The organism is Sinorhizobium americanum (assembly GCF_001651855.1).
In the GTDB taxonomy this organism is placed as follows: Bacteria; Pseudomonadota; Alphaproteobacteria; order Rhizobiales; family Rhizobiaceae; genus Sinorhizobium; species Sinorhizobium americanum.
This window is the reverse complement of the sequence record NZ_LNQC01000045.1, coordinates 115,822-140,938: the sequence shown is the minus strand read 5'-3', so window position 1 is coordinate 140,938 and position 25,117 is coordinate 115,822. Positions and strand designations below refer to the sequence as shown.

Annotated in this window: 20 protein-coding genes and 1 tRNA gene; 6 read left to right on the top strand and 15 right to left on the bottom strand. The window is 63.8% G+C overall.

Annotated elements, in window-relative coordinates; genetic code table 11:
• Positions 1-3 precede the first annotated feature (3 nt).
• Together argF and ATC00_RS09135 are read right to left on the bottom strand one after the other, a co-directional pair.
• The gene (gene argF / locus ATC00_RS09140) at positions 4-921 is read right to left on the bottom strand and encodes an ornithine carbamoyltransferase (protein WP_037378330.1); all 918 of its coding nucleotides are present in this window, start codon (positions 919-921) and stop codon (positions 4-6) included.
• Between the two features lie 48 nt (positions 922-969).
• Positions 970-2,169, bottom strand: a complete 1,200-nt coding sequence (locus tag ATC00_RS09135; protein ID WP_037378807.1) for an aspartate aminotransferase family protein — start codon at positions 2,167-2,169, stop codon at positions 970-972.
• A gap of 415 nt (positions 2,170-2,584) precedes the next feature.
• Between ATC00_RS09135 and ATC00_RS09130 the strand changes: the two genes are divergently transcribed.
• On the top strand, positions 2,585-3,103 hold the full coding sequence (locus ATC00_RS09130; RefSeq protein ID WP_037378329.1) for a GcrA family cell cycle regulator: 519 nt from the start codon (positions 2,585-2,587) through the stop codon (positions 3,101-3,103).
• 83 nt (positions 3,104-3,186) lie between these two features.
• On the opposite strand, the gene phoB is transcribed toward ATC00_RS09130, so the two are convergent.
• From phoB to phoR, 7 genes are all read right to left on the bottom strand, one after another.
• Positions 3,187-3,870: a phosphate regulon transcriptional regulator PhoB gene (phoB, locus tag ATC00_RS09125; protein ID WP_037378327.1), complete on the bottom strand. Its 684-nt coding sequence runs from the start codon at positions 3,868-3,870 to the stop codon at positions 3,187-3,189.
• A 48-nt stretch (positions 3,871-3,918) separates the two neighbouring features.
• The gene (gene phoU, locus ATC00_RS09120) at positions 3,919-4,632 is read right to left on the bottom strand and encodes a phosphate signaling complex protein PhoU (protein WP_037378325.1); all 714 of its coding nucleotides are present in this window, start codon (positions 4,630-4,632) and stop codon (positions 3,919-3,921) included.
• A gap of 86 nt (positions 4,633-4,718) precedes the next feature.
• Positions 4,719-5,534, bottom strand: coding sequence for a phosphate ABC transporter ATP-binding protein PstB (gene pstB, locus ATC00_RS09115; protein WP_012706734.1), 816 nt, complete (start codon positions 5,532-5,534; stop codon positions 4,719-4,721).
• A 13-nt stretch (positions 5,535-5,547) separates the two neighbouring features.
• On the bottom strand, positions 5,548-6,870 hold the full coding sequence (gene pstA / locus ATC00_RS09110) for a phosphate ABC transporter permease PstA (protein WP_064252585.1): 1,323 nt from the start codon (positions 6,868-6,870) through the stop codon (positions 5,548-5,550).
• A complete protein-coding gene (pstC, locus tag ATC00_RS09105) occupies positions 6,867-8,351 on the bottom strand; it encodes a phosphate ABC transporter permease subunit PstC (protein WP_064252584.1) in 1,485 nt (494 codons plus the stop codon). The genes pstA and pstC overlap by 4 nt, the downstream gene beginning before the upstream one ends.
• An 88-nt stretch (positions 8,352-8,439) precedes the next feature.
• Positions 8,440-9,474, bottom strand: a complete 1,035-nt coding sequence (locus ATC00_RS09100) for a substrate-binding domain-containing protein (RefSeq protein WP_064252583.1) — start codon at positions 9,472-9,474, stop codon at positions 8,440-8,442.
• Positions 9,475-9,666: 192 nt separating this feature from the next.
• Positions 9,667-10,929, bottom strand: coding sequence for a phosphate regulon sensor histidine kinase PhoR (phoR, locus tag ATC00_RS09095; protein ID WP_064252582.1), 1,263 nt, complete (start codon positions 10,927-10,929; stop codon positions 9,667-9,669).
• Positions 10,930-11,260: 331 nt separating this feature from the next.
• On the opposite strand from phoR, the gene ppk2 reads away from it, so the two are divergent.
• The gene (ppk2, locus tag ATC00_RS09090) at positions 11,261-12,163 is read left to right on the top strand and encodes a polyphosphate kinase 2 (RefSeq protein ID WP_064252581.1); all 903 of its coding nucleotides are present in this window, start codon (positions 11,261-11,263) and stop codon (positions 12,161-12,163) included.
• Between the two features lie 18 nt (positions 12,164-12,181).
• On the opposite strand, the gene ATC00_RS09085 is transcribed toward ppk2, so the two are convergent.
• Positions 12,182-13,342, bottom strand: coding sequence for a hypothetical protein (locus ATC00_RS09085; protein ID WP_064252580.1), 1,161 nt, complete (start codon positions 13,340-13,342; stop codon positions 12,182-12,184).
• A 280-nt stretch (positions 13,343-13,622) separates the two neighbouring features.
• On the opposite strand from ATC00_RS09085, the gene ATC00_RS09080 reads away from it, so the two are divergent.
• A complete protein-coding gene (locus tag ATC00_RS09080) occupies positions 13,623-14,633 on the top strand; it encodes an NAD(P)H-dependent flavin oxidoreductase (RefSeq protein WP_037378313.1) in 1,011 nt (336 codons plus the stop codon).
• Between the two features lie 76 nt (positions 14,634-14,709).
• A tRNA-Thr gene (locus ATC00_RS09075) sits at positions 14,710-14,785 on the top strand.
• 46 nt (positions 14,786-14,831) lie between these two features.
• Here ATC00_RS09075 and ATC00_RS09070 read toward each other — a convergent pair.
• From ATC00_RS09070 to ATC00_RS09050, 5 genes are all read right to left on the bottom strand, one after another.
• The gene (locus ATC00_RS09070) at positions 14,832-15,773 is read right to left on the bottom strand and encodes a phosphatidate cytidylyltransferase (RefSeq protein WP_037378311.1); all 942 of its coding nucleotides are present in this window, start codon (positions 15,771-15,773) and stop codon (positions 14,832-14,834) included.
• Positions 15,774-15,780: 7 nt separating this feature from the next.
• Positions 15,781-16,392 carry a lysophospholipid acyltransferase family protein gene (locus tag ATC00_RS09065; protein ID WP_037378308.1) on the bottom strand — a complete coding sequence of 204 codons (612 nt, stop codon included), beginning with the start codon at positions 16,390-16,392 and terminating at the stop codon, positions 15,781-15,783.
• Positions 16,389-17,054, bottom strand: a complete 666-nt coding sequence (locus tag ATC00_RS09060; protein ID WP_037378307.1) for a CDP-alcohol phosphatidyltransferase family protein — start codon at positions 17,052-17,054, stop codon at positions 16,389-16,391. The genes ATC00_RS09065 and ATC00_RS09060 overlap by 4 nt, the downstream gene beginning before the upstream one ends.
• Before the next feature lie 84 nt (positions 17,055-17,138).
• The gene (locus ATC00_RS09055; protein ID WP_064252579.1) at positions 17,139-19,814 is read right to left on the bottom strand and encodes a sensor histidine kinase; all 2,676 of its coding nucleotides are present in this window, start codon (positions 19,812-19,814) and stop codon (positions 17,139-17,141) included.
• A gap of 74 nt (positions 19,815-19,888) precedes the next feature.
• A complete protein-coding gene (locus tag ATC00_RS09050; protein ID WP_037378303.1) occupies positions 19,889-21,064 on the bottom strand; it encodes an AI-2E family transporter in 1,176 nt (391 codons plus the stop codon).
• Positions 21,065-21,455: 391 nt separating this feature from the next.
• Here ATC00_RS09050 and ATC00_RS09045 point away from each other — a divergent pair, with 391 nt between their 5' ends.
• Both ATC00_RS09045 and pgi read left to right on the top strand, forming a co-directional pair.
• A complete protein-coding gene (locus ATC00_RS09045; protein ID WP_052035345.1) occupies positions 21,456-23,156 on the top strand; it encodes a long-chain fatty acid--CoA ligase in 1,701 nt (566 codons plus the stop codon).
• A 279-nt stretch (positions 23,157-23,435) separates the two neighbouring features.
• A complete protein-coding gene (gene pgi, locus ATC00_RS09040; protein WP_064252578.1) occupies positions 23,436-25,061 on the top strand; it encodes a glucose-6-phosphate isomerase in 1,626 nt (541 codons plus the stop codon).
• Positions 25,062-25,117: the final 56 nt, after the last annotated feature.

Sequence of the window (25,117 nt, the reverse complement as noted above, 5' to 3'; positions counted from 1 at the left end):
CCGTCAGACGGCACCCAGGCACCAGGCGAGGATCGACTTCTGAGCGTGCAGCCGGTTCTCGGCCTCGTCGAAGACGACCGACTGCGGGCCGTCGATGACCTCGTCGGTGACTTCCTCGCCGCGATGCGCCGGCAGGCAATGCATGAACAATGCCTCCGGGGCCGCGTGCTTCATCAGCGCCGCGTTGACCTGGTAGGGCTGGAAGACGTTGTGCCCGCGGGCGCGATGCTCCTGATTCATCGACACCCAGGTGTCGGTGACGATGCAATGGGCGCCGGCAACGGCCTGTTCCGCCTCATGGCAGAGCAGGATTTCGCCGCCATTGTTGCGTGCCCAGTTCAGGAACTTGTCCTGCGGTTCGGAGCCGAGCGGCACGGCCATGTTCATCCGGTAGCCGAAGCGCGCCGAGCCTTCGATCAACGAGTGAAGCACGTTGTTGCCGTCGCCCGCCCAGGCGATCGTCTTTCCCTTGACCGGCCCGCGATGCTCCTCGAAGGTCATGATGTCCGCCATGATCTGGCAAGGATGCGTGTCGTCGGTCAGCCCGTTGATGACCGGAACGGTGGCGTGCTCGGCCAACTCCAGAAGCCGGCGATGATCGGTCGTGCGGATCATGATCGCATCGACATAGCGCGACAGCACCTTGGCGGTGTCGCCGATCGCCTCGGCGCGGCCGAGCTGCATTTCGGTACCCGACAGGAACAGCGTCTCGCCGCCGAGCTGCCGCATGCCGACATCGAAGGAAACGCGGGTGCGGGTCGACGGCTTTTCGAAGATCATCGCCAGCATCTTGCCGGCAAGCGGCTTCTCGGCGGTTCCGGCCTTGGTCGCCGTCTTTCGTGCGCGGGCATCGTCGATGATCGTGCGCAGGTCGGTCGCCGTCATTGCCGAGAGATCGAGAAAGTGTCTGGTGGCAGTCATAATGCTGTAGTTCCTGTCATAAACCGGTAATCGACCGTTCGTCGCGACTCACGCCGCGGCCGTTCCGCTCTTGGCGTGCACCGCCTCGGCGGCACGCTCGAGTCGTGCCAGCCCCTCGCGCGCTTCGGCGGCCGTGGTGATCAACGGGGGCAACAGCCGCAGCACGTTCTCGCCGGCCGGCACGGCAAGCAGCTTCTCGACGCGGATCGTCTTCAGGAAGTCGGCGGAAGGCACCTTTGCCTTGATACCGAGCATCAGGCCGTCACCGCGGATCTCCTCGATCACGTCGGGGAAGCGATCCTTGAGCGAGGCAAGCCCCTGACGAAAGACGAGCGCCACGTCGCGGACATTCTCCAGGAAGCCATCGGCGAGGACGACGTCGAGCACCGCATTACCGACCGCCATCGCCAGCGGATTGCCGCCATAGGTCGAGCCGTGGGTGCCGGCCACCATGCCGGCGGCCGCCGCCTCGGTCGCCAGGCAGGCGCCGAGCGGGAAGCCGCCGCCAATGCCCTTGGCGACGGCCATGATGTCCGGCTTGATGCCCGACCATTCATGCGCGAAGAGCTTGCCGGTGCGGCCGACGCCGCACTGGACCTCGTCGAGGATCAGGAGCAGGCCGAACTCGTCGCAGAGCGCGCGCAGTTCCTGCATGAACTCTTTCGAGGCGAGGCGAATGCCGCCCTCGCCCTGGATCGGCTCGACCAGGATTGCAGCAGTCTCGTCGTTGATCGCGGTCTTGACGGCGGCGATGTCGCCGAACGGCACCTGATAGAAGCCCGGGGCCTTCGGCCCGAACCCTTCGATGTATTTCTGCTGGCCGCCGGCTGCGATCGTCGCGATGGTGCGGCCGTGGAAAGCGCCTTCGAAGGTGATGACGTGGAACCGCTCCGGATGGCCCTTGGCGAAATGATAGCGGCGCGCCGTCTTGATCGCACATTCGAGCGCTTCGGCACCGGAATTGGTGAAGAACACCCGATCGGCGAAGGTAACCGCCGTCAGCCGCCGCGCCAGGCTTTCCTGGCCGGGAACGTCGTAGAGATTGGACACATGCCAGAGCTTCTCGGCCTGAGCTTTCAGCGCTTCGACGAGATGAGGATGGGCATGGCCGAGCGAATTGACCGCGACGCCGGCTGCAAAGTCGAGATAGCGGGTGCCGTCTTCGGCAATCAGCCAGACGCCCTCGCCTCGCTCGAAACGCAACGGCGCACGCAGATAGGTGTCGTAGAGCGGCGTTGTTGCGGCCATGATCAGCGTCTCCTTCGTCATCGGCATCGCTGTCGGACGTATCGGCCCGACAAAAATCAAAAATGCCGCCTTTCGGCGGCGCAGGCACTATTCCCATATCGCGGCGCAATGTCAACAAAACCAAGGCTTGCAACAGTCGCGCCGGTCCGGATTCCGCGCTGCGAAAAAATCCCGATGCGGGGCTTGCAAAAATGCAACTATCCGACAGCAAGTTGGGGAAAACTGCGAAATCGATTCGGCGCGATTCCGGCGACTCTTGCCACGGAGTCACCCTGTCGGTAGGTTAATATTCAATTACTAGACGCATGCGGCGGACCTAGTCACCAAAATAGTTATCGCGTTGTAACTCCGGGGTTTTTCCGGAGGACGGTGATGGATTCTGCCATCCCAAACGCTGAGAACGGGGAGTGCAGACATGAACTGGACTGACGAGCGGGTTGAAAAGCTGAAGAAGCTGTGGTCGGAGGGACTAAGCGCGAGTCAGATCGCGGCGCAGCTGGGAGGCGTCAGCCGTAACGCGGTGATCGGCAAGGTTCATCGGTTGAGCCTGCCAGGCCGCGCCAAGGCCGGCGGAGCGACCGCGGCGGCTCGTCCTAAGCGGACGACTTCGGCGCCCCGCGCCCCGAACTACGCGGCACGCGCCGTGACCCGGACGGTTACCCGCGCTGCCGGCACGGCCGTGCTCAAGGAAGAGGTCGCTGTCGATTTGGTGGCGGAGCAGGATCTCGCACTCGACACCAACATCGTCGTCCCGATGTCGCGCCGGCTGGAACTCACCCAGCTGACCGAGCGGACCTGCAAATGGCCGATCGGCGACCCGCTCAAGGAAGAATTCCACTTCTGCGGCAACGACTCGCCGGAATCCTCCCCCTATTGCAGCTACCACGCTCGCCTCGCCTACCAGCCCTCGGCCGAGCGGCGGCGCGCGCGCTGATCGGTCGGAGCAGTAACGAAGAAAGCATGAAGGGGCCCGTCGGGCCCCTAACTCTTTGGAACGCCGGAAGAGCCGCGCAAGCGTCAGCTTTCCAGCGAATAGCCGGCCCCGCGCACCGTCCTGATCACATCGGGCATATTGGAGAAATTCAAAGCCTTGCGCAGCCGGCCGACATGGACGTCGACCGTTCGCTCGTCGACATAGATGTCGTGCCCCCAGACGCCGTCGAGCAGCTGCGAGCGGGAGAAGACGCGGCCTGGCGAGGCCATCAGGAACTCCAGGAGCCGGAACTCCGTCGGGCCGAGCCTCACTTCGCGGCTGCGACGATGCACGCGATGGGTTTCGCGATCGAGCTCAATGTCGCCGCAGCGAAGCACCGTCGACAGCACTTCAGGCTTCGCCCGCCGGAGCATCGCCTTGACCCGCGCCATCAGCTCCGGCGTCGAGAACGGCTTGACGACGTAGTCGTCGGCACCGGTCGCAAGGCCTCGCACCCGCTCGCTTTCCTCGCCGCGCGCCGTCAGCATGATGATCGGCAGCCGCTCGGTCTCCGGGCGCTGCCGGAGACGGCGGCAAAGCTCGATGCCGGAGACGCCGGGCAGCATCCAGTCGAGGATCAAAAGGTCGGGCAAGCGCTCCTGCAGGCGGATCTCCGCTTCGTCGCCGCGAAAGATCGTATCGACCTCGAAGCCCTCAGCCTCAAGATTGTAGCGCAGCAGCACGCTGAGCGCTTCCTCGTCCTCGACAACGGCTATCTTCGGCAACATTCAGTTACGACTCCTTGCCTAGATTCATGATTGGCGGGTGTCCGACCCTCAGTCGGTGACGGATCCAAGCGTCGACGTCATGTCGTCCTTCGGGCGCTCGCCCTGCGGCTGGGCGCCCGTCGCCATGTAGTAGATCGTTTCGGCGATATTGGTGGCGTGGTCGCCGATACGCTCAATGTTCTTGGCGCAGAAAAGAAGATGCGTGCAGGGCGTGATGTTGCGCGGATCCTCCATCATGTAGGTCAACAGCTCGCGGAACAACGAGGTGTAAATCGCGTCGATCTCCTCGTCGCGTTCGCGGATGCTGTTTGCCTTTTCCGGCGAACGCGAGGCGTAAACGTCGAGGACCTCCTTGAGCTGGATCAGGGCAAGCTCGGCGAGGTGCTCGAGGCCGCGCGCCAGCTTGCGCGGAATTCCGGAGCCGGCAACCGCGATGACGCGCTTGGCAGTGTTCTTGCCGAGGTCGCCGACACGCTCCAGATCGGCGGCGATCCGGATCGAGCCCATGATCTCGCGCAGATCCGCGGCCATCGGCTGGCGCTTGGCGATGGTGACGATCGCCTTCTCGCCGATCTGCCGCTCGGCATCGTCCAGGATCGCATCGTCGGAGATGACCTTCTGGGCAAGCGCCAGGTCGGAGTTCACCAGAGCCCGGACGGAGTCCGCTACCATCTGCTCGGCGAGGCCGCCCATCTCCGAAATCCGGCGGGTCAGATATTTCAGTTCTTCGTCGAATGCGGACGTGATGTGTGCGTGGGTCATATGCGTTTCCTCGGGCGCGCTGTTCTCGAAGGGACGTCAGCAGGCATGCGGGAGGCGGCCGGAAGGCCCCCGACCCGCAACTCGCCTTAGCCGAACCGGCCCATGATGTAGTCCTGGGTGCGCTGGTCGTCCGGATTGGTGAACATCTTGTCGGTATCGTTCTCCTCGACGAGATTGCCGAGGTGGAACATGGCGGTGCGCTGCGAGACGCGGGCCGCCTGCTGCATCGAGTGGGTCACGATGACGATGGTGAAATTGGCGCGCAGCTCGTGAATGAGCTCTTCGACCTTGGCCGTGGCGATCGGATCAAGGGCGGAACATGGCTCGTCCATGAGGATCACTTCCGGGCTGACGGCGACGGCGCGGGCGATGCAGAGACGCTGCTGCTGGCCGCCGGAAAGACCCGTCCCCGGCTCCTGCAGGCGGTCCTTCACCTCATTCCACAGGCCCGCCTTCTGCAGGCTCGTTTCGACGATCTCGTCGAAATCGGCTTTCGTGCGGGCAAGGCCGTGGATGCGCGGCCCGTAGGAAACGTTCTCATAGATCGACTTCGGGAATGGATTGGGCTTCTGGAACACCATGCCGACGCGGGCGCGCAGTTCCACCACGTCGATCGACGGATCGTAGATATCGTCCTCGTCGAGGGTGATCCGGCCGGTGACGCGGCAATTCTCGATCGTGTCGTTCATCCGGTTGAGGGTGCGCAGGAAGGTCGACTTGCCGCATCCGGAAGGACCGATGAGCGCCGTCACGGTATTCTCGCGGATATTCAGGTTGACGTCGAAGAGCGCGCGCTTCTCGCCGTAATAGACCGACACATCCTTGCCGATCATCTTCAAGGGCACCGTGTTCATTTTCTGGTCCAGAGCCTTTTCGACTGCAGCTTCCGACATGATGTTCATAGTCCTTACCCCACTACCAGCGACGCTCAAAGCGACGCCGCAACAGAATTGCGCCGAGGTTCATGATGACGAGGAAGATCAAGAGGATGATGATCGCCCCCGAGGTTCGCTCGACGAAAGCGCGCTCCGCCTCGTTCGCCCACATGTAGATCTGCACGGGCAGCGCCGTGGACGGTTCGAGCGGCGAGCCCGGATAGTCGACGACGAAGGCGACCATGCCGATCAGGAGCAGCGGCGCCGTCTCGCCGAGGGCGTGCGCCAGGCCTATGATCGTGCCGGTCAGGATGCCGGGCATGGCAAGCGGCAGCACATGGTGGAAGATCGTCTGCATCCTCGAGGCGCCGAGGCCGAGCGCGGCCGAACGGATCGACGGCGGCACCGCCTTCAGCGCGGCGCGCGTTGCGATGATGATCGTCGGCAGGGTCATCAGCGTCAGTACGAAACCGCCGACGAGGGCGGCCGAGCGCGGCATGCCGGCGAAATTCACGAAGACGGCGAGACCGAGAAGGCCATAGACGATCGAAGGCACGGCGGCGAGATTGTTGATGTTGACCTCTATAAGGTCGGTCAACCGGTTCTTCGGCGCGAACTCCTCGAGATAGATCGAAGCGGCGACGCCGATGGGCAGCGACAGGACCAGGACGATCAGCATCATATAGGCGGATCCGACCAGCGCCACACCGACGCCGGCCGCTTCCGGACGGCTCGATGCGCCGAACGCGAAAATGCCAGTGTTGAAGCTCTTCTTCAGCACGCCGGCCTCGGCCAGCTGGTTCATCCAGGCGACCTGCTGGTCCTTAACCTTGCGCTTCGATTCTTCGACCTTGAGGTCGATCTGTCCCTTGAATGCCGAATCGATGTTCGCGTCGGCGAGCAGCGTCACCGGGATCGTCTTGCCGATCACCGAAGGATCAGCAACGACGATGTCTCGCAGTTGCGTGCGGACGCTGTCGGAGACCATGTCGTTCGCCTGTTTCACCAGCGGCCGCTTCTTCGGGTCGATGCCCAGCTGCTTGACCAGGGCGTCGCGAACGAGGACCGGATAGTTGGCCGTCATCAACTGCTTCGTATCGGTCGCCCGCTCGTTCTTCGGGTCGATCACCTTTTCGGAAAACTCGATCGGCAGCGTGATCGTCGTCTGCTGGAAGGCCGTGTAGCCTTTCGAAACAACACTCCAGACAAGGACCGCCAGGAAGAACAGGCCGATGACGATGGCGCTGATGCCATAGGCGCGGAACCGGCGCTCGGCGGCGTAGCGGCGCTTGATGCCGATGTCGCGGCGGCTTTCGGCGGGACGGGTCGAGACCCTTACCGTGGGAGAAGCAACGTCGGTCATTCGTACTGTTCCCGATATTTGCGCACGATGTAGAGCGCATAGATGTTGAGGCAGAGCGTGATGACGAAGAGCGTGATGCCGAGCGCGAAGGCGACCAGCGTCTGCGGCGAGGTGAACTCCAGGTCGCCGGTCAGCTGGTGGACGATCTTGACCGTCACCGTCGTCATCGGTTCGAAGGGGTCGAGCTGCATGCGCGCGGCGACGCCGGCGGCAAGCACGACGATCATCGTCTCGCCGACCGCGCGCGAGGCGGTCAGCAGCAGCGCTCCGACGATGCCGGGAAGGGCGGCGGGAAGAATGACCTTCTTGACCGTCTCCGAGCGCGTCGCGCCGAGCCCGAGCGAACCGTCGCGCAGCGCCCGCGGCACCTGCGTGATGATGTCGTCCGACAGCGACGAGACGAACGGAATGAGCATGATGCCCATGACGATGCCGGCGGTCAGCACGCTCTGCGCCTGAATGAAATTCTGGTAGTTGCCGGTGATAAGACCGTTCAGCTGCGTGGAGATGTCGCGCAGGAACGGACCTACGGTGACGAGCGCGAAGAAGCCGTAGACGATCGTCGGGATGCCGGCTAGCACCTCCAGGAGCGGCTTCGCGATCGACCGCAGCCGCGGACTGGCATACTCGGCCATGTAGATGGCGGCGAACAGGCCGATCGGCACAGCAAACAGCATGGCGACGAAGGCGATATAGAGCGTGCCGCCGAGAAGCGGCAGCAGGCCGAACTGGCCGGAGGCGCCTTCGCTGCCTGCCGCGGCGAAGCGCGGATCCCAAACCGTGCCGAAGAAGAACTCCATCGGCGAGACCATGCTGAAGAAGCGACCGGCTTCCGACAACATCGAGCCGATGATGCCGATCGTCGTCAGGATGGCGATCGACGAAGCGACGACAAGCGAGCCGAGCATAACGCGCTCAACCTGGTTGCGGGCGCGAAAGCGGGTGGTAACGTTGCGGATTGCATAGAGGCCGCCGGCGACGGCGACGAGCAGCACGGCGGCGCTCATCAGCCAGCGGCTGTAGCCGCGCATCGTATTGAACTGCTCAGCCGCCTCGACCATGTACGGCTCGCCTTCACCGGCAAGCGCCACGCCCTTGGCGGCTAGCGTCTCGCGCAGATTGGCCGAACCGGTCTTGACCGCCTCGACTTCCGCCGCGTCGAGGCGGTTAAGCCCCGTGGCGACCGCCTTCACCTGGCCGAGCGCGAGCTGGACTGCTGCGTCGCCCTGACCCTGGACCGTATCGGGCAGCGCCGAGCGAACGGTGGAATCAACATAAAGAGGCGAGGCGATCAGCCATGCGGCAAGCACCAGGACCGCGGGCAGCACCGCCCCGATGGCGACATAGCTGCCATGGTAGCCCGGCAGCGAATGCAAGGTGGCAAGCTTGTTGCCGGACTCGGCAAGCGAACGGGCGCGGCCGGCAAAATAGGCAACAAAACCAATTAAAGCGATGATCAGGAGAAGAAGCGAGGTGCTCATCGGCACGTCTCCACGGCAGGGCCGCCAAAAAATCCAAATTATGCAAGGTCCCGGCGCAGCGGAAAGCTGCACCGGGATCCAGTCTTGATCAGAGCAGATTGCCGGCTTCGAAGGTCTTGCGAATTTCTTCGCGCTCGGCATCCGGAGCGGCAACCAGGCCGTATTCGGCGAGCGGGCTGTCGGGGCCGATCATCTGGTCGTCGACAAAGAACTCGACATATTCCTTGAGGCCCGGGATGACGCCGAGATGCGCCTTCTTGACGTAGAAGAACAGCGGACGGGAAACCGGGTACTCGCCGGAGGCGATCGTCTCGGTCGACGGTACGATGCCGTTGACGGTCGCGACCTTCAGCTTGTCGGCGTTGTTTTCGTAGAACGACAGGCCGAAGACGCCGATGCCGCTCTTGTTGGAAGCGATGCGGGCGAGCGTCTCGGTGTAATCGCCGTCAATGTCGACCGCCAGGCCGTCCTTGCGCACGGCAACGCACTTGCTGTGCTGCTGCTTTTCATCGCTGACGGCAGCCTTGATGACGTCCTGAGCGCCGGAAGCCTTGCAGCCCGCAGCGAGGATCTTCTCTTCGAAGACTTCGCGCGTACCATGCTTCTGACCCGGGATGTAGGCGGCGATTTCGGCATCCGGCAGCGAAGCGTCGACTTCCGACCACTTCTTATAGGGGTTGGCAGCGAGCTTGCCGTCGACGACGATCTCAGCGGCGAGCGCCTTGTAGAGGTGCTCCGGCTTCAGCGCGATATCGGCATTGCCCGCGTCGGTCGCGAAGACGATGCCGTCGTAACCGATCTTGACTTCCTGGATCTCGGTCACGCCGGCTGCCTTGCAGGCCTCGATCTCGCTGTCCTTGATCTTGCGCGAGGAGTTGGCGATGTCGATCGTGTCTTCGCCGACGCCCTTGCAGAATTCCTTCAGGCCGGCGGAAGAGCCGCCGGATTCGACGACCGGGGTCTTGAAGTTCGGGAACGCCTCGCCGAAGCTTTCAGCGACGATCTTGGCGTAGGGAAGAACGGTCGAGGAGCCAGCGACCTGGATCTGGTCGCGAGCCACAGCAGCGCCCGCGAATGCGGCGGAGGCAACCAGCGCCGCTACACTGAGTTTAAGAATGTTCATTGATGTTCTCCCGGAATGGGCTCGTGTTGGTGCGCTAGCGATCAGCGCTCTCTTCGCCGTTTGATCGGCTGCCCTAGTTAGCCGCCGATGGCCACAGCTTTTATGTCATTTCCGTGAAACATTTATGACAGCCTATGTCTTTGAAGATGCTTCGATATCCCGAACAGACGCAGCCGTCTACCCGCTTTTATGTCAGAAGCGGACCGTGAAGACGGTGCCCTTGCCGACCTCGGAATGGATGAGCAGGCGGGCCCGGTGGCGGGTCAGGATGTGCTTGACGATCGCGAGGCCAAGGCCAGTCCCCTTCTTGGACCGGCTCGCTTCGACGTTAACCCGGTAAAAACGTTCGGTAATTCGCGGCACATGCTCGGCCGGGATGCCCGGCCCATGGTCGGTGACCGAGACCTCTGCCTGGCTGCCCTCGCCGCCGGTCAGCCGCACCTCGACCTTCTTGCCTTCCTGCCCATATTTGCAGGCGTTCTCGACGAGATTCTCGAAGACCTCGATCAATTCATCGCGATCGCCTCGGACGACGACAGGCTCAGCGGGCACCTCGAGCGAGATCGTCACATCGAGATCGCTTGCCAGCAGCTGCAGGCTGTCGCGCACATGTCCGAGCAGCGGCACCAGATCGACCGGGTCTTCGGGAGCGATGTGCGACTTCAGCTCCAGCCGCGAAAGGGACAGCAGATCATCGACGAGGCGGCTCATGCGGGTCGCCTGCTCGTGCATGATGCCGAAGAATCTCTCCTGCGCCTTCGCGTCGTTCTTTGCCGGCCCTTGCAGCGTCTCGATGAAGCCGCGGAGCGAGGCGAGCGGGGTACGCAGTTCGTGGCTGGCATTGGCCACGAAGTCGGATCGCATCCGGTCGATGCGGCGGGTCTGCGAGATATCGCGATAGGTCAGCAGGAAGATCCGCCCGCTGGGGGCCTCGCCGCCGATATCCGCCGGGGCAACGCGGACGACATAGACGGCATCCGAAGGCAAACGTTCCGCATGCTCGATCTGATTGACCTTGCCCGTGGCGATGGTCTCGCGCACCATGTCGAGGATTCCGGGGGAGCGAACGCGCGCCGAAAGGTAGCTTTCCGGGGGGATCGCGCCAAAGACCTTCTCGGCGGCAGTATTCTGGAAAAGGACGGTTTCATCCGTGGCGATGACGAGAACCGGCATATCGAGCGCGTTCAGCACGGGCATCAGCGCGTCCGTCTGCGTCTCCATGACCGTCGGCGCCGCTGCTGGCACAGGCGCTGCCGAGGGCCCAGTTCGTTTGAGAAGCGCCGCCACGAGAACGAGCCAGAAAGCAATGACCGCCAGCACATGAATACCCGCGAGGGCGGCGAGGACGGCAAGCAGGATCGAGAGGCCGAGAATCCAGCGCTCTGCCTTCAGCTTCGGCTTGAGGCCCTGCCAGAACACTTTCGCGCCATCCAAGACGATACCCTCGCTGTCCAATTTGCCGCCTCCCGAACCATGAGGAATTGCACATCACGTGATGCAAGCGTGGCGAATACCCGCGAAGGTGGAGCGGCTTGGGTTGGAATCGCCTCAAGCGTTCCAGCCGACCGCGCCGGCCACAAGGTCAGAGATAGCGGCGCTTCGTGACATGATTTTCACGACATGCTTGAATCTGCAATGTAATTGTGGCCTCCTCCATCGCATGTTTTCTTAAATCCCAATCAATGTAAGGACAAAGGACATGCAGCGAGCGAGGTGCTTACGACGCTTGCGTGCCTGAACCGACGCACGGCGCGGTAGTGAATTCACATCAGCGGGAGGAGATCACATGGCTCTCGAACAGATGCCGACTGCGGGCGCACCCGGAAGCCGGGCGGTCGAGCTCGATATTGGCGGCAAGACACGGGTCTTCGACATCGACAATCCGGAACTGCCGAAATGGATCGATGACGAAGCCTTTTCCTCCGACGACTACCCCTACGAGAAAAAACTCGATGAGGAAGAGTACGAGGAAACGCTGACGAAGCTGCAGATCGAACTCGTCAAGGTGCAGTTCTGGATGCAGGCGACCGGCAAGCGGGTCATGGCCGTCTTCGAGGGGCGCGATGCGGCCGGCAAGGGCGGCGCGATCCATGCGACGATGGCCTATATGAACCCTCGTTCGGCACGGATCGTGGCGCTCACCAAGCCCACCGAGACCGAACGGGGCCAATGGTATTTCCAGCGCTATGTCTCGACTTTTCCGACAGCCGGCGAATTCGTTCTCTTCGACCGTTCCTGGTACAACCGGGCCGGCGTGGAGCCGGTGATGGGCTTCTGCACGCCGGAACAGTACGAGCATTTTGTCAAGGAAGCACCGCGTTTCGAGAAGATGATCGTCAACGAAGACATCCAGCTCTTCAAGTTCTGGCTAAGCATCGGCCGGGAAATGCAACTGAAGCGGTTTCACGACCGGCGGCATGATCCGCTGAAGGTCTGGAAGCTGTCGCCGATGGACATAGCGGCGCTGGGGAAATGGGACGACTACACCAAGAAGCGCGACCGAATGCTGAAGGAAACGCATACGGACCATGCACCCTGGACCGTCATCCGCGGCAATGACAAGCGCCGCGCCAGGATCAACCTGATCCGCCACATGCTGACGAAGCTCGACTATGACGGCAAGGACAAGGCGGCGATCGGCAAGGTGGACGACAAAATCGTCGGCTCCGGCCCCGGCTTCCTCAGGTAAACCAGGCCCGGCGGCCGATCATTGCCCCGGCAGCACGCGGATCGCATAGAGATCCAGGCTGTTGCCGGCGCCGCTGACATCGCTGTTGATCAGCAGCTTTCCGGAACTGCCCGGCGCAGCACGATCTCCGAAGCTGATCTTGAACAGCATGTCGACGCGCTCGTCATGCGCGGTGAAGCGATGACGACCGCAGGCGCCGAGTGCCCCGAAATCACATTCGACGGAGAACTCCGTCGTCTTTCCCGGCAGCGCCTGGACGCTCAGGGCCAGCGTCGAGGACTTACCGGAGAGCTGGGCAAGCACATCGGCGGGAATGTCGATTGCCACCTCGCCCTCCTTCGACCCGGCCGCCGACGCCAGCCGGATGCGTTCGCCGCCGTCGTCGTCGAACGGTTCGGCCGTGGCGCGGGCGCCAGGCGTGACGGCCGCCGTGTCCGTCGGCGTGAAAATCTCGATCCAGTCGTCGGAAAAGCCCTCCTGCGCGCCGAGCGTCGGCAAGCCGGCCGCGCCGGGGAAGTCCTCGGTCTCGACGACGGCCGGCGGATTGGCGACATTGGTGTCGCGCTCGGCGGGTGATTTCAACAGCTCATTGGTCTGAACCCACCAGACGCCCGCGCCGACGGCGGCAGCCAGGGTCGCCACAACCATGACGAAGGAGAGAAGCCGGCCGCGCCTGCGCTTGCGGGGACGCTTGTCGGTGACGCCGAGATCGGGGGCGACCGAACCGGACCTCGCCGCCTCGACGGATTTTCCGCCACCGGTGACCACCTGCGTGGAGGGGCCGTCGCGCTCCGGGCGCAGGCCTCCGAGCGCACTGAGGCCACCGTCTCCGGCCAGACGCGCCTCCGCCTGAAAACCCGGCTCCTGCCGCACGTTGGCGGCCGGGTCGGCTGAGAGCCGCCCGCCGGCGTCGGCATTGCTCTTGACCTCTGCGAGGCTCACCACCGGCGTCACGGCGCGCGCCTTCAGCGCCGTGCGCTCCTCCGTCTCGATGGCGTGAATGACCGCCTCCAGCCGATGGCGCTGGTTGGCGATGATTTCCGGGTCCTCGATCTCCTGCTTCTTCAGGCCGTTTTCCAGCGCCTGGCGGGCCGACTGATAGATCCGCGCGCGGACTTCCGCATTGCTCCGCTCCGAGCGTTCCAGTGCATTCCTGATCGCCGTCTCGAGTCCGCTCACATCAAATCCTTTTGCACACAGAAGCCTTCGCGCCCAACGGGCAAGTATCGGAAGGCGCCCCGCCTCTTCCCGCGGCACGCCGTTGGTTTTATTAACGATTGGGTAACCGCTGCTTTCGGAATCTGCAAGTCCGGCGGCGCTGCGGCCGGGTCTTGCACGGGGAAAAGGCCCCTTGACCCGTCAAAATGCGGGGCGGAAAACCTCTCTTTGCAAGCACGGCCTTTGCTGCTATCTACATTGACGTTTACGCAAACGTCAAAAATTGTGATGGAGAGAGCTGATGCCGTTGCCGCCCATTCTTGCCGGAACGACGAGACTGCCGGTTGTCGGCGCGCCGCTCTTCATCGTCTCGCATCCCAAGCTGACGATTGCGCAATGCAAGGCGGGCGTCATCGGTGCGTTCCCGGCACTGAACGCCCGTCCGCAGGCACAACTCGACGAATGGCTTGCCGAGATCATCGAAACACTCGCCGACCACGACCGCCAGCATCCCGAGCGGCCGGCGGCCCCTTTTGCCGTCAACCAGATCGTCCACAAGTCGAACACCCGGCTCGAACAGGACCTGATGCTTTGCGTCAAGTACAAGGTGCCGATCGTCATCTCCTCGCTCGGCGCGGTGCCGGAGGTCAACGCTGCGATCCACTCCTATGGCGGCATCGTGCTGCACGACGTCATCAACAACCGCCATGCGAACTCGGCGATCCGCAAGGGGGCCGACGGTCTGATTGCGGTTGCCGCCGGCGCCGGCGGCCATGCCGGGACGCTCTCGCCCTTCGCACTGATCCAGGAAATCCGCGCCTGGTTCGACGGGCCGCTGCTGCTCTCGGGCGCAATCGCCAGCGGTGACGCCATCCTCGCGGCGGAGGCGATGGGCGCCGACATGGCCTATATCGGCTCGCCCTTCATCGCCACCGAGGAAGCCCGGGCCAGCGATGCCTACAAGCAGGCGATCGTCGACGGCAACGCCGCCGATATCGTCTATTCCAACTACTTCACCGGCATTCACGGCAACTACCTCAAGGCCTCGATCCGCGCCGCCGGCATGGATCCGGACAGCCTGCCGGAGGCCGACCCGTCGAAGATGGATTTCGGCAAGGCAACGGACGGGGCCAAGGCCTGGAAGGACATCTGGGGCTGCGGACAGGGCATCGGCGCCGTTTGTGAGGTCAGTACGGTCGCCCGATTGGTCGACCGGTGGGAGAGCGAGTACGACGCCGCGCGCGCCCGCCTCGGTCTCACGTCGCGAGCCGGCCACACCGCGCCGAAGGAATTTTCAACTTCTCGAAACTGATGACTTGAAATCCCGGCGCTTTGCGTTTATCAGCGCCTCACATTCGTTCCGCGGCCACGCTGCGGGGCGCTTTAATGCCGCTTTAGCTCAGTCGGTAGAGCACATCATTCGTAATGATGGGGTCACGTGTTCGAGTCACGTAAGCGGCACCATTTTCTTCCCCTGGACCGCATATCGCGAGACTATCGGCCCCCCGTCTCACGTATAAAAATACCGGGTCAGATGAAAGAACACCGGCGCGGCGAAGCTCAGCGAGTCCATGCGGTCGAGCACGCCGCCGTGGCCGGAGATCATCGTGCCCCAGTCCTTGACGCCCATCGAGCGCTTGACGGCCGAGAGCGACAATCCGCCCAAAAAGCCCATGGCGACGACGGCGAGCGCCATGGCGGCGGCTGCAAGCGGCGTGAACGGGGTGATCCACCAGAGGCCGGCGCCGGCGGCGACGGCGGAGAGGCCGCCGCCGACGAGGCCTTCGAGGGTCTTCGAGGGGCTGACGACGGGGGCCACCTTCGTCCGGCCGAAGAGCTTGCCGAAGACGTATTGCATCACGTCGCTGAACTGCGCGACGGTGATCAGGAAGAAGAGCAGCAGGAAACCCTCGTTCGGACGGCCGGGGAGGTCGAGTGTCAGCAGAGCAGGCGCGTGGCTGATGCAATAGACGGTCAGCATCAGGCCCCACTGGATGCGTGAGACGCGCAGCAGGAACTCACCGGCATCGCCCTTAAGCGCGGCAAGGCTCGGCAGGAGAAGGAAGCCATAGACCGGGACGAGGATCGTGAAGAGCGCGTACCAGTCCGTCCAGATCAGCCAGTATTGCAGCGGCAGCAGCACGTAGAAGGCGGCGACCAGAGGCAGGTGATCGGCGCCGCGCGTCGGTGTCAGCGATATGAATTCGCGCAGCGTGTAGAACGAGGTGAGTGCGAAGAGCACCACGGTGACGCCGCGGCCGAGCGCGAAGCTGACCGCGAAGATCGCGACCATCACCCACCAGGCCTTGATGCGGGCGTTGAGATTGGCGACTGTCGCCCGGCCGTTTTCCGAGGTCACCTTGCGCGACAGCATGAAGCCGATCACCGAGGCGATGCCGAGCAGCGCTGAGATGCCGCCGAAGAGGATGAAAAGCTTATCAGTCAAGGACATGGCGGCCTCATGGAACCGTGTCTGAGGCGAGCGCGCCGACGGCGGCGCGGGCGCGTTCGAGAAACGCGTCCTTCTCTTCCCCCGCCCGCCGCAGGAGCGGCGCGCCGAAGCGAACGGTGCAGCTGATCGGAACGGGCAGGAAGGTTCCCTTTGGAAAGGCGCGCGAGGGATTGTCGAGATAGGTGGGGATCAGCTCGACTTCCGGAAATTCCTGCGACAGCCAGTAGAGACCGCTCTTGAACGGCCCCGGCAGACGCTCGTTGCCGCGCGTGCCCTCGGGAAAGAGAACGAGCGACTCGCCCTCGGCGAGCACGCCGCGCAAGGGGGCGAGCGCCGCCCCGGGCGGACCCTGGGTGGCGCGGTCGACGAGCACCGCATTCAACACCTTCAGCGCAATGTGGCGGCGGAGCTTGCCCCTGCCCCAATAGTCGGCCGCGGCGATCGGATGGGTGGTGCCGCGCAACGGTCGCGGCAGGGCCGACCAGATCAGCAGCGTGTCGAGATGGCTGGCGTGGTTGGCGAAATAGATGCGCTGGCGCGTATCCGGCACGGCACCGATCCATTGCGCCTGGCCGCCGACGATGAACCGGGTGAGGCCGATCAGCAGCAGATCGATCACGGCGTCGCGGCTCCCGGGATGCGCGAGACGATCGCCCTGGTGCGGGTCCAGCAGGTGAGAAGCGCTCCGGCAAGGATGATCCATGCCGTGGCATAAAGCACGAAACGCCCGTTCGTCAGCCAGGCTTCGCCGAGCGCCAGAACGGAGCCAAGGCTCATCAGCGCCATGCGATGCTGCTTGGCCATCGGCCCGCGAAAGTCCTGGACCTGGCCGATGGAGCCGCCGAAGACACGCACATAGGCCGTCAGGGCGGCCGCAAGCGCACCGGCCCAGCCGAGCCAGCCGGCGCCGGCAGCGTAGCCGAGCGCCACGATCAGCAGCGTGTCGGCAATGCGATCGGGAAACTCGTTGTAGAGCGCGCCCACCGGCGAGCCGCGGCCCCCCTCGACCGCCACCATGCCGTCAAGCAGATTGCAGAGAAGCCGCAACTGGATGCCGGCGACGGCGACGAGATAGAGCAACGGCCAGCGCGGCGCGAAGACGAGCGCCGCCGCGCCTAGCGCGGCAAAGCCGATGCTCAGCAGTGAAATCCCATTCGGCGTGATCGGCGTCTTGAGGAGCAGCGCCGTGAGGCGGCGCGCCAAGCCGCTGTCGCGGGCCGCAATGGGACGCCGATCCGCGCCCTGCCTGTCGGGCTCTCCGCCATCCGGAGCGACACTCATCTTTTTGAACCCGGCCCCTACAAATTCATGATTGCAACCCGTCATAAAACAACTTCGAGGCAAAGGCCATATGGCCGCCTCGCCTCAGGTCGATGGTTCCGCCGGGAAGCGCATGGAGATCCGCGTTCCGCGGCGCCTGAGGGCCGGGCTCTCGGCCTTGATCCGCCCACCCATCGCCTCGACGAATCCCTTGCTGATCGACAGGCCGAGGCCGGTGCCAAGCGAGCGTCCGTCCGGCTTCCCCTTGCGGAAGAACTTATCGAAGACCTGCTCGAGATCGGCCGGCGCGATACCCTTGCCGAGATCAGTCACTGACAGTACGACCTCGTCACCCTCCCGCCGGGCATAGATGCTGACGGGTTCGCCGCCGCCGAACCGGTCGGCATTGTCGAGCAGATTGAAGAGGGCCTGCTCGAGCAGGACGCTGTCGCCGCGCATCAAGGGCAGCTCCGCGGCGATGCTGGTCTCGAAATCCCGGCCCGGAAAATATTTCCGCGCCCGTTCCACCGTATCATGGACCACCTCCGCCACATCCACCCGATCGCGCCTGGCATTGATCGTTCCGGCCTCGAGCCGGGTCATGTCGAGCAGGTTGGCAACGAAATGCTTCAGCCTGCCGCTCTCCTCATCGATCGAGTTCAGCAGATCCTCTCGGTCTGCCTGCGGCATTCCTTCGCCGAGTTGGCGGAGGCCCGCCACCGCGCCGCTTATCGCCGCCAACGGGGTGGTAAGATCGTGTGACAGCGACGAAAGAAGCGCGGCACGGAACTTCTCGCCCTCGAGCTGAGCGGCCTGGTCGAGGCTTTCACGCGACAGCCTCGCGCGGTCGACGGCGATGGCGGTCTGGTCGAGGATCGCGGCAAGGGCCCGTTCTTCGTTGATGTCGAGAGGACTGCCCTCTTGCAGAAAGCCGCAGACGCCAACAACGCCATGCGGGCTCATCAGCGGCCTGAATTGAAACGGGCTGTTCGGCAGCGTACCGGTCTCGTTGCCTGCCGGCTCCTTTTTTTCGAACGCCCAGCGCGCCGCCATCATGTCGCTGACGCTGAGCTCGGTGTCCGGCGGCCACGCCACCCTCACGGCAATATCGACGTCTTCCGGCAGCAACAGCACGGCGTTGCGCTTCAATGTCGCTTGCATCTGGGTGGCCGCCGCCCACAACACGTCTTCGGCATTGGCGGTGCCGGAAAGCTTGCGGGAAAAATCGTAAAGCGCCTGCGTCGCCGTCGCTCGACCCCTCGCGGTCTTTGCCTGATCACGGATGCGCGAGGCAAGCCCGCCGGCGAGCGCCGCTGCCGCCAGGAAAACGACGAGCGCGAAAACCTCGTGCGGCTCCGCCACCGTGAATGTGCCGACTGGCTCGATGAAGAAGAAATTATAGGCGACGACGGAAAACAGCGCGGCCGCCAGGGCCGCGAAATAACCGGCATAAACCGCAGAGGCGAGCACCGCGAGGAGATAGAGAAGCGAAATATTCTGCAGAATGATGACCTGCTCGATCAGCACGCCGAGCGCGGTCGCCAGCCCGACGGTGCCGGCGGCTATGCCGAAGGCTCGCCCCAAGCCTTCCGGCAGCAGCTGCTTGCTTCTCCGCCGCGGCTTCGCGGCAGGCTCAATCTTGCCTGTGACGAGGTGAATGCCGACACCGGAGACGCGCTTGGCCAGCGCATCGGGCAAGGAGGCACGGAACAGGCTCAGCGGAAACCAGTGCCGGCGCGCGCCGATGACGATCTGCGTCGCATTCTCGCGTCTTGCAAGCTTCAGGATCTCCTCGACGAAATCGCTGCCGACGATGCGGCGCGTCTCTGCGCCCAATTGCTCGGCAAGGCGGAAGGTCTCGTCGAGCTGCCGCATCGCCTCGCCGTCGCCCGCTTCGCGATCCGCCCGTTCGATGGAAACGACGATCCAATCGGCATTGAGTCCGGAGGCAAGCCGGCTCGCCGTCCTCACCACCCTTTCCGACAGCGGATCCGGGCCGATGCAGACGACGAGCCTTTCGCCAGCGGGCCACGGCCCCTCGATGGCGTTCTGCTTGAGGTAGTCGACCATCTGGTCGTCGACCCGGTCGGCGGTCCGCCGCAGCGCCAGCTCGCGCAGCGCCGTCAGATTGCCCAGCCGGAAGAAATTGTCCGCGGCGCGCCGGGCATTGTCGGGCAGATAGACCTTGCCCTCCCTCAGCCGCTCGATCAGTTCCGCCGGCGGCAGGTCGACCAGCAGCACCTCGTCGGCCCGGTTCAGGACCGTGTCAGGAATCCGTTCGCGCACCGGCACACCGGCGATCTGGGTGACGATGTCCGACAGGCTTTCGAGGTGTTGGATGTTAAGCGCCGTCCAGACATCGATGCCGGCGTCCACCAGTTCCTCGATGTCCTGGTAGCGCTTCGGATGGCGGCCATCGCCCAGATTGGTATGGGCGAGCTCGTCTACGACGATGATCCTCGGGCGGCGCGCCAAAGCGGCGTCAAGATCGAATTCTCTGAGCGTACGACCGCTATGCGCGACCTCCCGGCGCGGCAAGACTTCCAGCCCTTCGAGCAGCGCCGCAGTCTCGCTGCGGCCATGCGTCTCGACGAGGCCGATGACGATGTCGGCGCCCTCTTGCTTGAGGCGCTGCGCCCGCATCAGCATGGCATAGGTCTTGCCGACTCCCGGCGCGGCGCCGAGGAACACCGTCAGCTTCCCTCTGCCGCCCCGTTCGGCGAGCGCCAGCAGGGCATCGGGATCGGGGCGGCTTTTGAGGTCGCGATCACTATCGGACATGCAATCTCTCAAACTCGGTCCTCGGAGCTTCGCTCCTAGAGCCTATCCGCGGCCGGACCCCCACCTCACCGATCCTATTTCGCGGCGACGTCGACCCGGGAGATCGGCTTTGCCGCCGGCTCCGGCTGGTTCGCCACTTCGTGCATCCATTCCCGCCAGATCGCGACGAGCAGCGCCATCAGTACCGGGCCGACGAAAAGGCCGAGAAAGCCCATCGTCTTGACGCCGCCGACGAGGCCGAAGAAAGTCGGCAGGAAGGGCAGCTTGATCGGGCCGCCCACGAGCCTCGGGCGAAGCGTCTTGTCGACGATGAAGAGCTCCGTCGTACCCCAGGCGAAGAGCGCCACGCCGTGGAAGGGCGAGCCGCTCGCGACCAGATAGATCGACACCAGGGTGAAGCAGAGCGGCGCGCCGCCCGGAATAAGCGCCATGAGGCCGGTGATGATGCCGAGCGTCACGGGCGACGGCACGCCGGCCAGCCAATAGGCGACACCGAGAACGATGCCTTCGCCGATCGCGATGATGCCCATGCCGGTCACCGTCGAGCTGATGGTCAGCGGCACGACGCGCGACAGGCGCTCCCAGCGCATCGGGAAAATCTGCTCGCCGAGGCGATCGAGCTGCTTCGAAAAGGACTGGCCGTCGCGATAGACGAAGAACAGCGTGATCAGCATGAAGAGCAGCGTCAGGAAGGACTGGAAGGCGGAGGCGCCGATTACCAGGACGCCGCGGTAGATGTTGCCGATATTGGAGCCGCTGACGAGTTGGACCAGTTCGCCGAGCGCGCCGGGATGGCCGACATATTTCACCCATTGCTGACCAAGCCAGGCGCCCGCTACCGGGATGGTCGTCAGCCAGGCCGGCACCGGCGCGCCGTTGACGTTGGTCTCCACCGCCCAGACGAGCCAGTCGCGCACCTCGTCCACGGCATAGGCCGCGGCGATCGAGATGGGCACGACGATGAAGGCGACGACGGAGGTGATGGCAATGGTCGCCGCTAGGGTGCGGTTGCCGTTCAGTGCCTGAAGCAGCCGTCGATAGATGGGCCAGCTGGCAAAGCCGATGACGACGGCGGCAAGCACCGGCACGACGAAGCCGTGGAAGAAATAGACGCCGGCGATGAGCACGAGGACGAGCAGCCAGCGGGCCGCCGAGATAGGCAAGACGAGGGCCGAGCGCGAATGGGCAGGCTGCCCGAAGAGCCGCGGCTCCGCCGGGGGATTTTCTCGCTCACGATTGCCCAATTGCACCTGTAGTCCTCCGTCTTTCAAGAACCTTACAACAATCCCGCAGGCTTGCCAGCCCGTCTCCTGCGTCGACCAGCGCTTTCGGCTTGAAGGAGCCGCGTCTCCAAATCATCGCGGCGATCAGGGATCAATTCACAATTGCCGTGATCGCCTTTCACCGGTCTAGCGGACGGACATGACAGGCAGATTTAGACGTGCTCGAGGATCGCCGGCGACAAAATTCGCTATCCCTAGCCGCTTCCGGATTGTTGACGTTTACGTCAAAGTTATATAATTCCGATTGCTGCTTGAAGAGACGCTGGAAAAGCAGCATCTTCGATCGGGAGGGAAGATCGGGAGGGATTTTTCTTCGCCGTGAGCAAGGCCGTTCGTTGCCACCAGAGGGAGAGAGATCATGGCGGAAGCAAGCATGCAGCAGGCGGGGTCCGGCGCGGGGAAGAACTGGGTCAAATCCTATCCGCCGGGCGTGCCCGCCGAGATCGGGCCGCTCCCCTACCGATCGCTCGGCGAGTTCTTCGACCATGCGGTGGCGCAGCATTCCTGGCATCCCGCCTTCACCTCAATGGGCAAGTCGCTGAGCTTCGCCGATCTCAACGTCCATTCGGGCCGGATCGGTGCCTGGCTGCAGTCGCTCGGCCTGGCGAAAGGCGATCGCGTCGCCGTGATGATGCCGAACATCCTGCAGAACCCGGTGATCGTCTACGGCATTCTCAGGGCCGGCTATACGGTCGTGAACGTCAACCCGCTCTATACACCGCGCGAACTCGAGCACCAGCTCGTCGACGCCGGCGCCAAGGCGATCTTCGTGCTGGAAAACTTCGCCCATACGGTCGAGCAGGTCGTCGCCCGCACCAAGGTCAAGCATGTGGTGGTCGCGACCATGGGCGACATGCTCGGGGTGAAGGGCGTCGTCGTCAATCTCGTCGTGCGCCGCGTGAAGAAGCTCGTTCCCGCCTGGTCGCTGCCGGGCCACCTCTCGTTCCGAACGGTTCTTGCCAAGGGCGAGAAGCTTCAGCTTGCGAAACCCAATATCGGGCCGAGCGACGTCGCCTTCCTGCAATATACCGGCGGCACGACGGGCGTTTCGAAGGGCGCAACTCTCACCCATGCCAATCTTCTGGCCAACATGGCGCAGATGGAGCTCTGGCTGAACACGGCCTTCCTGCGCAAGCCGCGCCCGGAAAACCTCACCTTCATGTGCGCCCTGCCGCTCTATCACATCTTCGCTTTGACGGTGAACTCGCTGATGGGGCTTGCCACCGGCGGCAACAACATCCTGATCCCCAATCCGCGCGACATTCCAGCCTTCGTCAAGGAACTGGGAAAGTACAAGACCAACATCTTCCCGGGGCTCAACACGCTGTTCAACGCCCTGATGAACAATCCGGAATTCCAGAAGCTCGACTTCTCCTCGCTGATCCTGACATTCGGCGGCGGCATGGCGGTGCAGCGACCGGTCGCCGAGCGCTGGCTCGCTATGACGCACTGCCCGATTCATGAAGGCTACGGGCTCTCGGAAACTTCGCCGGTCGCAACCGCCAACCGGCTCGACACCGACGAGTTCACCGGCACGATCGGCATGCCGCTGCCTTCCACCGAGGTCGAAATCCGCGACGAGAACGGCAACGCGCTGCCGACCGGCGAAATCGGCGAGATCTGCATCCGTGGCCCGCAGGTCATGGCCGGCTATTGGCAGCGCCCCGACGAGACGGCGAAGGCGATTTCGCCGGACGGCTTTTTCCGCACCGGCGACATCGGCTTCATGAATGCCGCGGGGCTGACGAAGATCGTCGACCGCAAGAAGGACATGATCCTCGTTTCCGGCTTCAACGTCTTCCCGAACGAAATCGAAGAGGTCGCGGCAACTCATCCCGGCATCCTGGAATGCGCCGCGGTCGGCGTTGCCGACCCGCATTCCGGCGAGGCGGTCAAGCTCTTCGTCGTCCGCAAGGATCCGAACCTCACCGAAGCGGACGTCAAGCGCCACTGCGCCGAGAACCTGACCAACTACAAGCGGCCGCGGCACGTGGAATTCCGCACCGAACTGCCGAAATCCAATGTTGGCAAGATCCTGCGCAAGGATTTGCGCGATTAGCATTCTGAGTGCCCCCATCCGCCTGCCGGCACCTTCTCCCCCGCACGCGGGGAGAAGGAACTCGCGGCGGCGCCACCCCAAAATCCCCTCTCCCCGCGTGCGGGGAGAGGGTTGGGTTGGGTTGGGTTGGGTTGGGTTGGGTTGGGGTGGGTTGGGGTGAGGGGCAGTTTACAAGGGCTCGACGCTCGCTTTTTTCGCTGCAGTGCACACCTGCCCTTGATTTGCCACGTCTAAACCGACTAGCTATCGCAGCCGATTTCCGATGCAAGGAGCCCTGCGATGAAAGCGCTTGTCGAAAACCTCAAAGCCACTGCACGCGAGACCAATGCAACCGACATCCGGGCCGCCTTCGCGGCCGATCCGAACCGCTTTTCGCGCTTCAGCACGAGGCTCGGTGATCTGCTCCTCGACTATTCGAAATGCGCCGTCAACGACCGGATCCTCGATGGTCTCGAGGCGTTGGCGAAGGCCGCAAAGGTCGAGGAAAAGCGGGACGCGATGTTCAGTGGCGACATCATCAACATCACCGAGGAGCGCGCCGTCCTGCATACGGCGCTCAGGAACCGCTCGAACCGGCCGATCCTCGTCGGCGGCAAGGACGTCATGCCGGACGTCAATGCCGTGCTCGAGGCGATGGGGGCCTTTGCCGACGACATCCGCTCCGGCACCCTGAAGGGCGCCACCGGCAAGAAGATCACCGATGTCGTCAATATCGGCATTGGCGGCTCCGACCTCGGCCCGGTGATGGCGACGCTGGCGCTCGCCCCCTTCCATGACGGTCCGCGGCTGCATTTCGTTTCCAATGTCGACGGCGCCCATATTGCCGATACGCTGAAGCTGCTCGACCCCGAAACCTCGCTGTTCATCGTCGCCTCGAAGACGTTCACGACGACCGAGACGATGACCAATGCCGCCACCGCCCGCGCCTTTATCGCCGGCAAGCTCGGCGAGGCGGCGGTCGGCCACCATTTCGCGGCCGTCTCGACGGCGCTCGACAAGGTCGCCGCCTTCGGCATCGACGCCGCCCGCGTTTTTGGCTTCTGGGATTGGGTCGGCGGCCGCTATTCGATCTGGTCGGCGATCGGCCTGCCGCTGATGATTGCCGTGGGAAGTGAGAATTTCGGCCGCTTCCTCGACGGCGGCCATGCAATCGACGAGCATTTCCGCACCGCTCCACTGCGCGAAAACATCCCGATGCTGCTCGGTCTCATCGGCTTCTATCACCGCAACGTGCTCGGTTATCCGTCACGGGCCATCCTGCCCTACGACCAGCGCCTCTCCCGCTTCCCGGCCTATCTGCAGCAGCTCGACATGGAATCGAACGGCAAGGCCGTGACGCTCGACAGCAAGCCGGTGGAATTTGCGACCGGTCCGGTCGTCTGGGGCGAGCCCGGCACCAACGGCCAGCATGCCTTCTACCAGCTCATCCACCAGGGCACCGACATCATCCCGGCCGAGTTCATGATCGCCGCCAATGGCCACGAGAAGGATCTGCGCCACCAGCACCAGCTGCTGATCGCCAACTGCCTGGCGCAGTCGGAAGCGCTGATGAAGGGCCGCACCCTGACTGAGGCTAAGGCGCAGCTGACCTCCAAGGGTATGGACGAGGCGAAGGCCGACAGGATCGCGCCGCACAGGGTCTTCACCGGCAACCGGCCGTCGCTCACCTTCGTCTATGACCAGCTCGATCCCTTCGCGCTCGGCCGGCTGATCGCGCTTTACGAGCACCGCGTCTTCGTCGAAGGCGCGCTCTTCAACATCAACTCCTTCGACCAGTGGGGCGTCGAGCTCGGCAAGGAACTGGCAACCGGCCTGCTGCCGGTCGTCGAGGGCAAGGAGAGCGCCGAGGGGCACGATTCCTCGACCGCCGGCCTGGTGGCGGCACTGCTGCAGGCGGCACGCTGAACAACAAAAAGGGCGCCAGCGATGCCGGCGCCCTCTGTACCCTCAAACCTATCGGA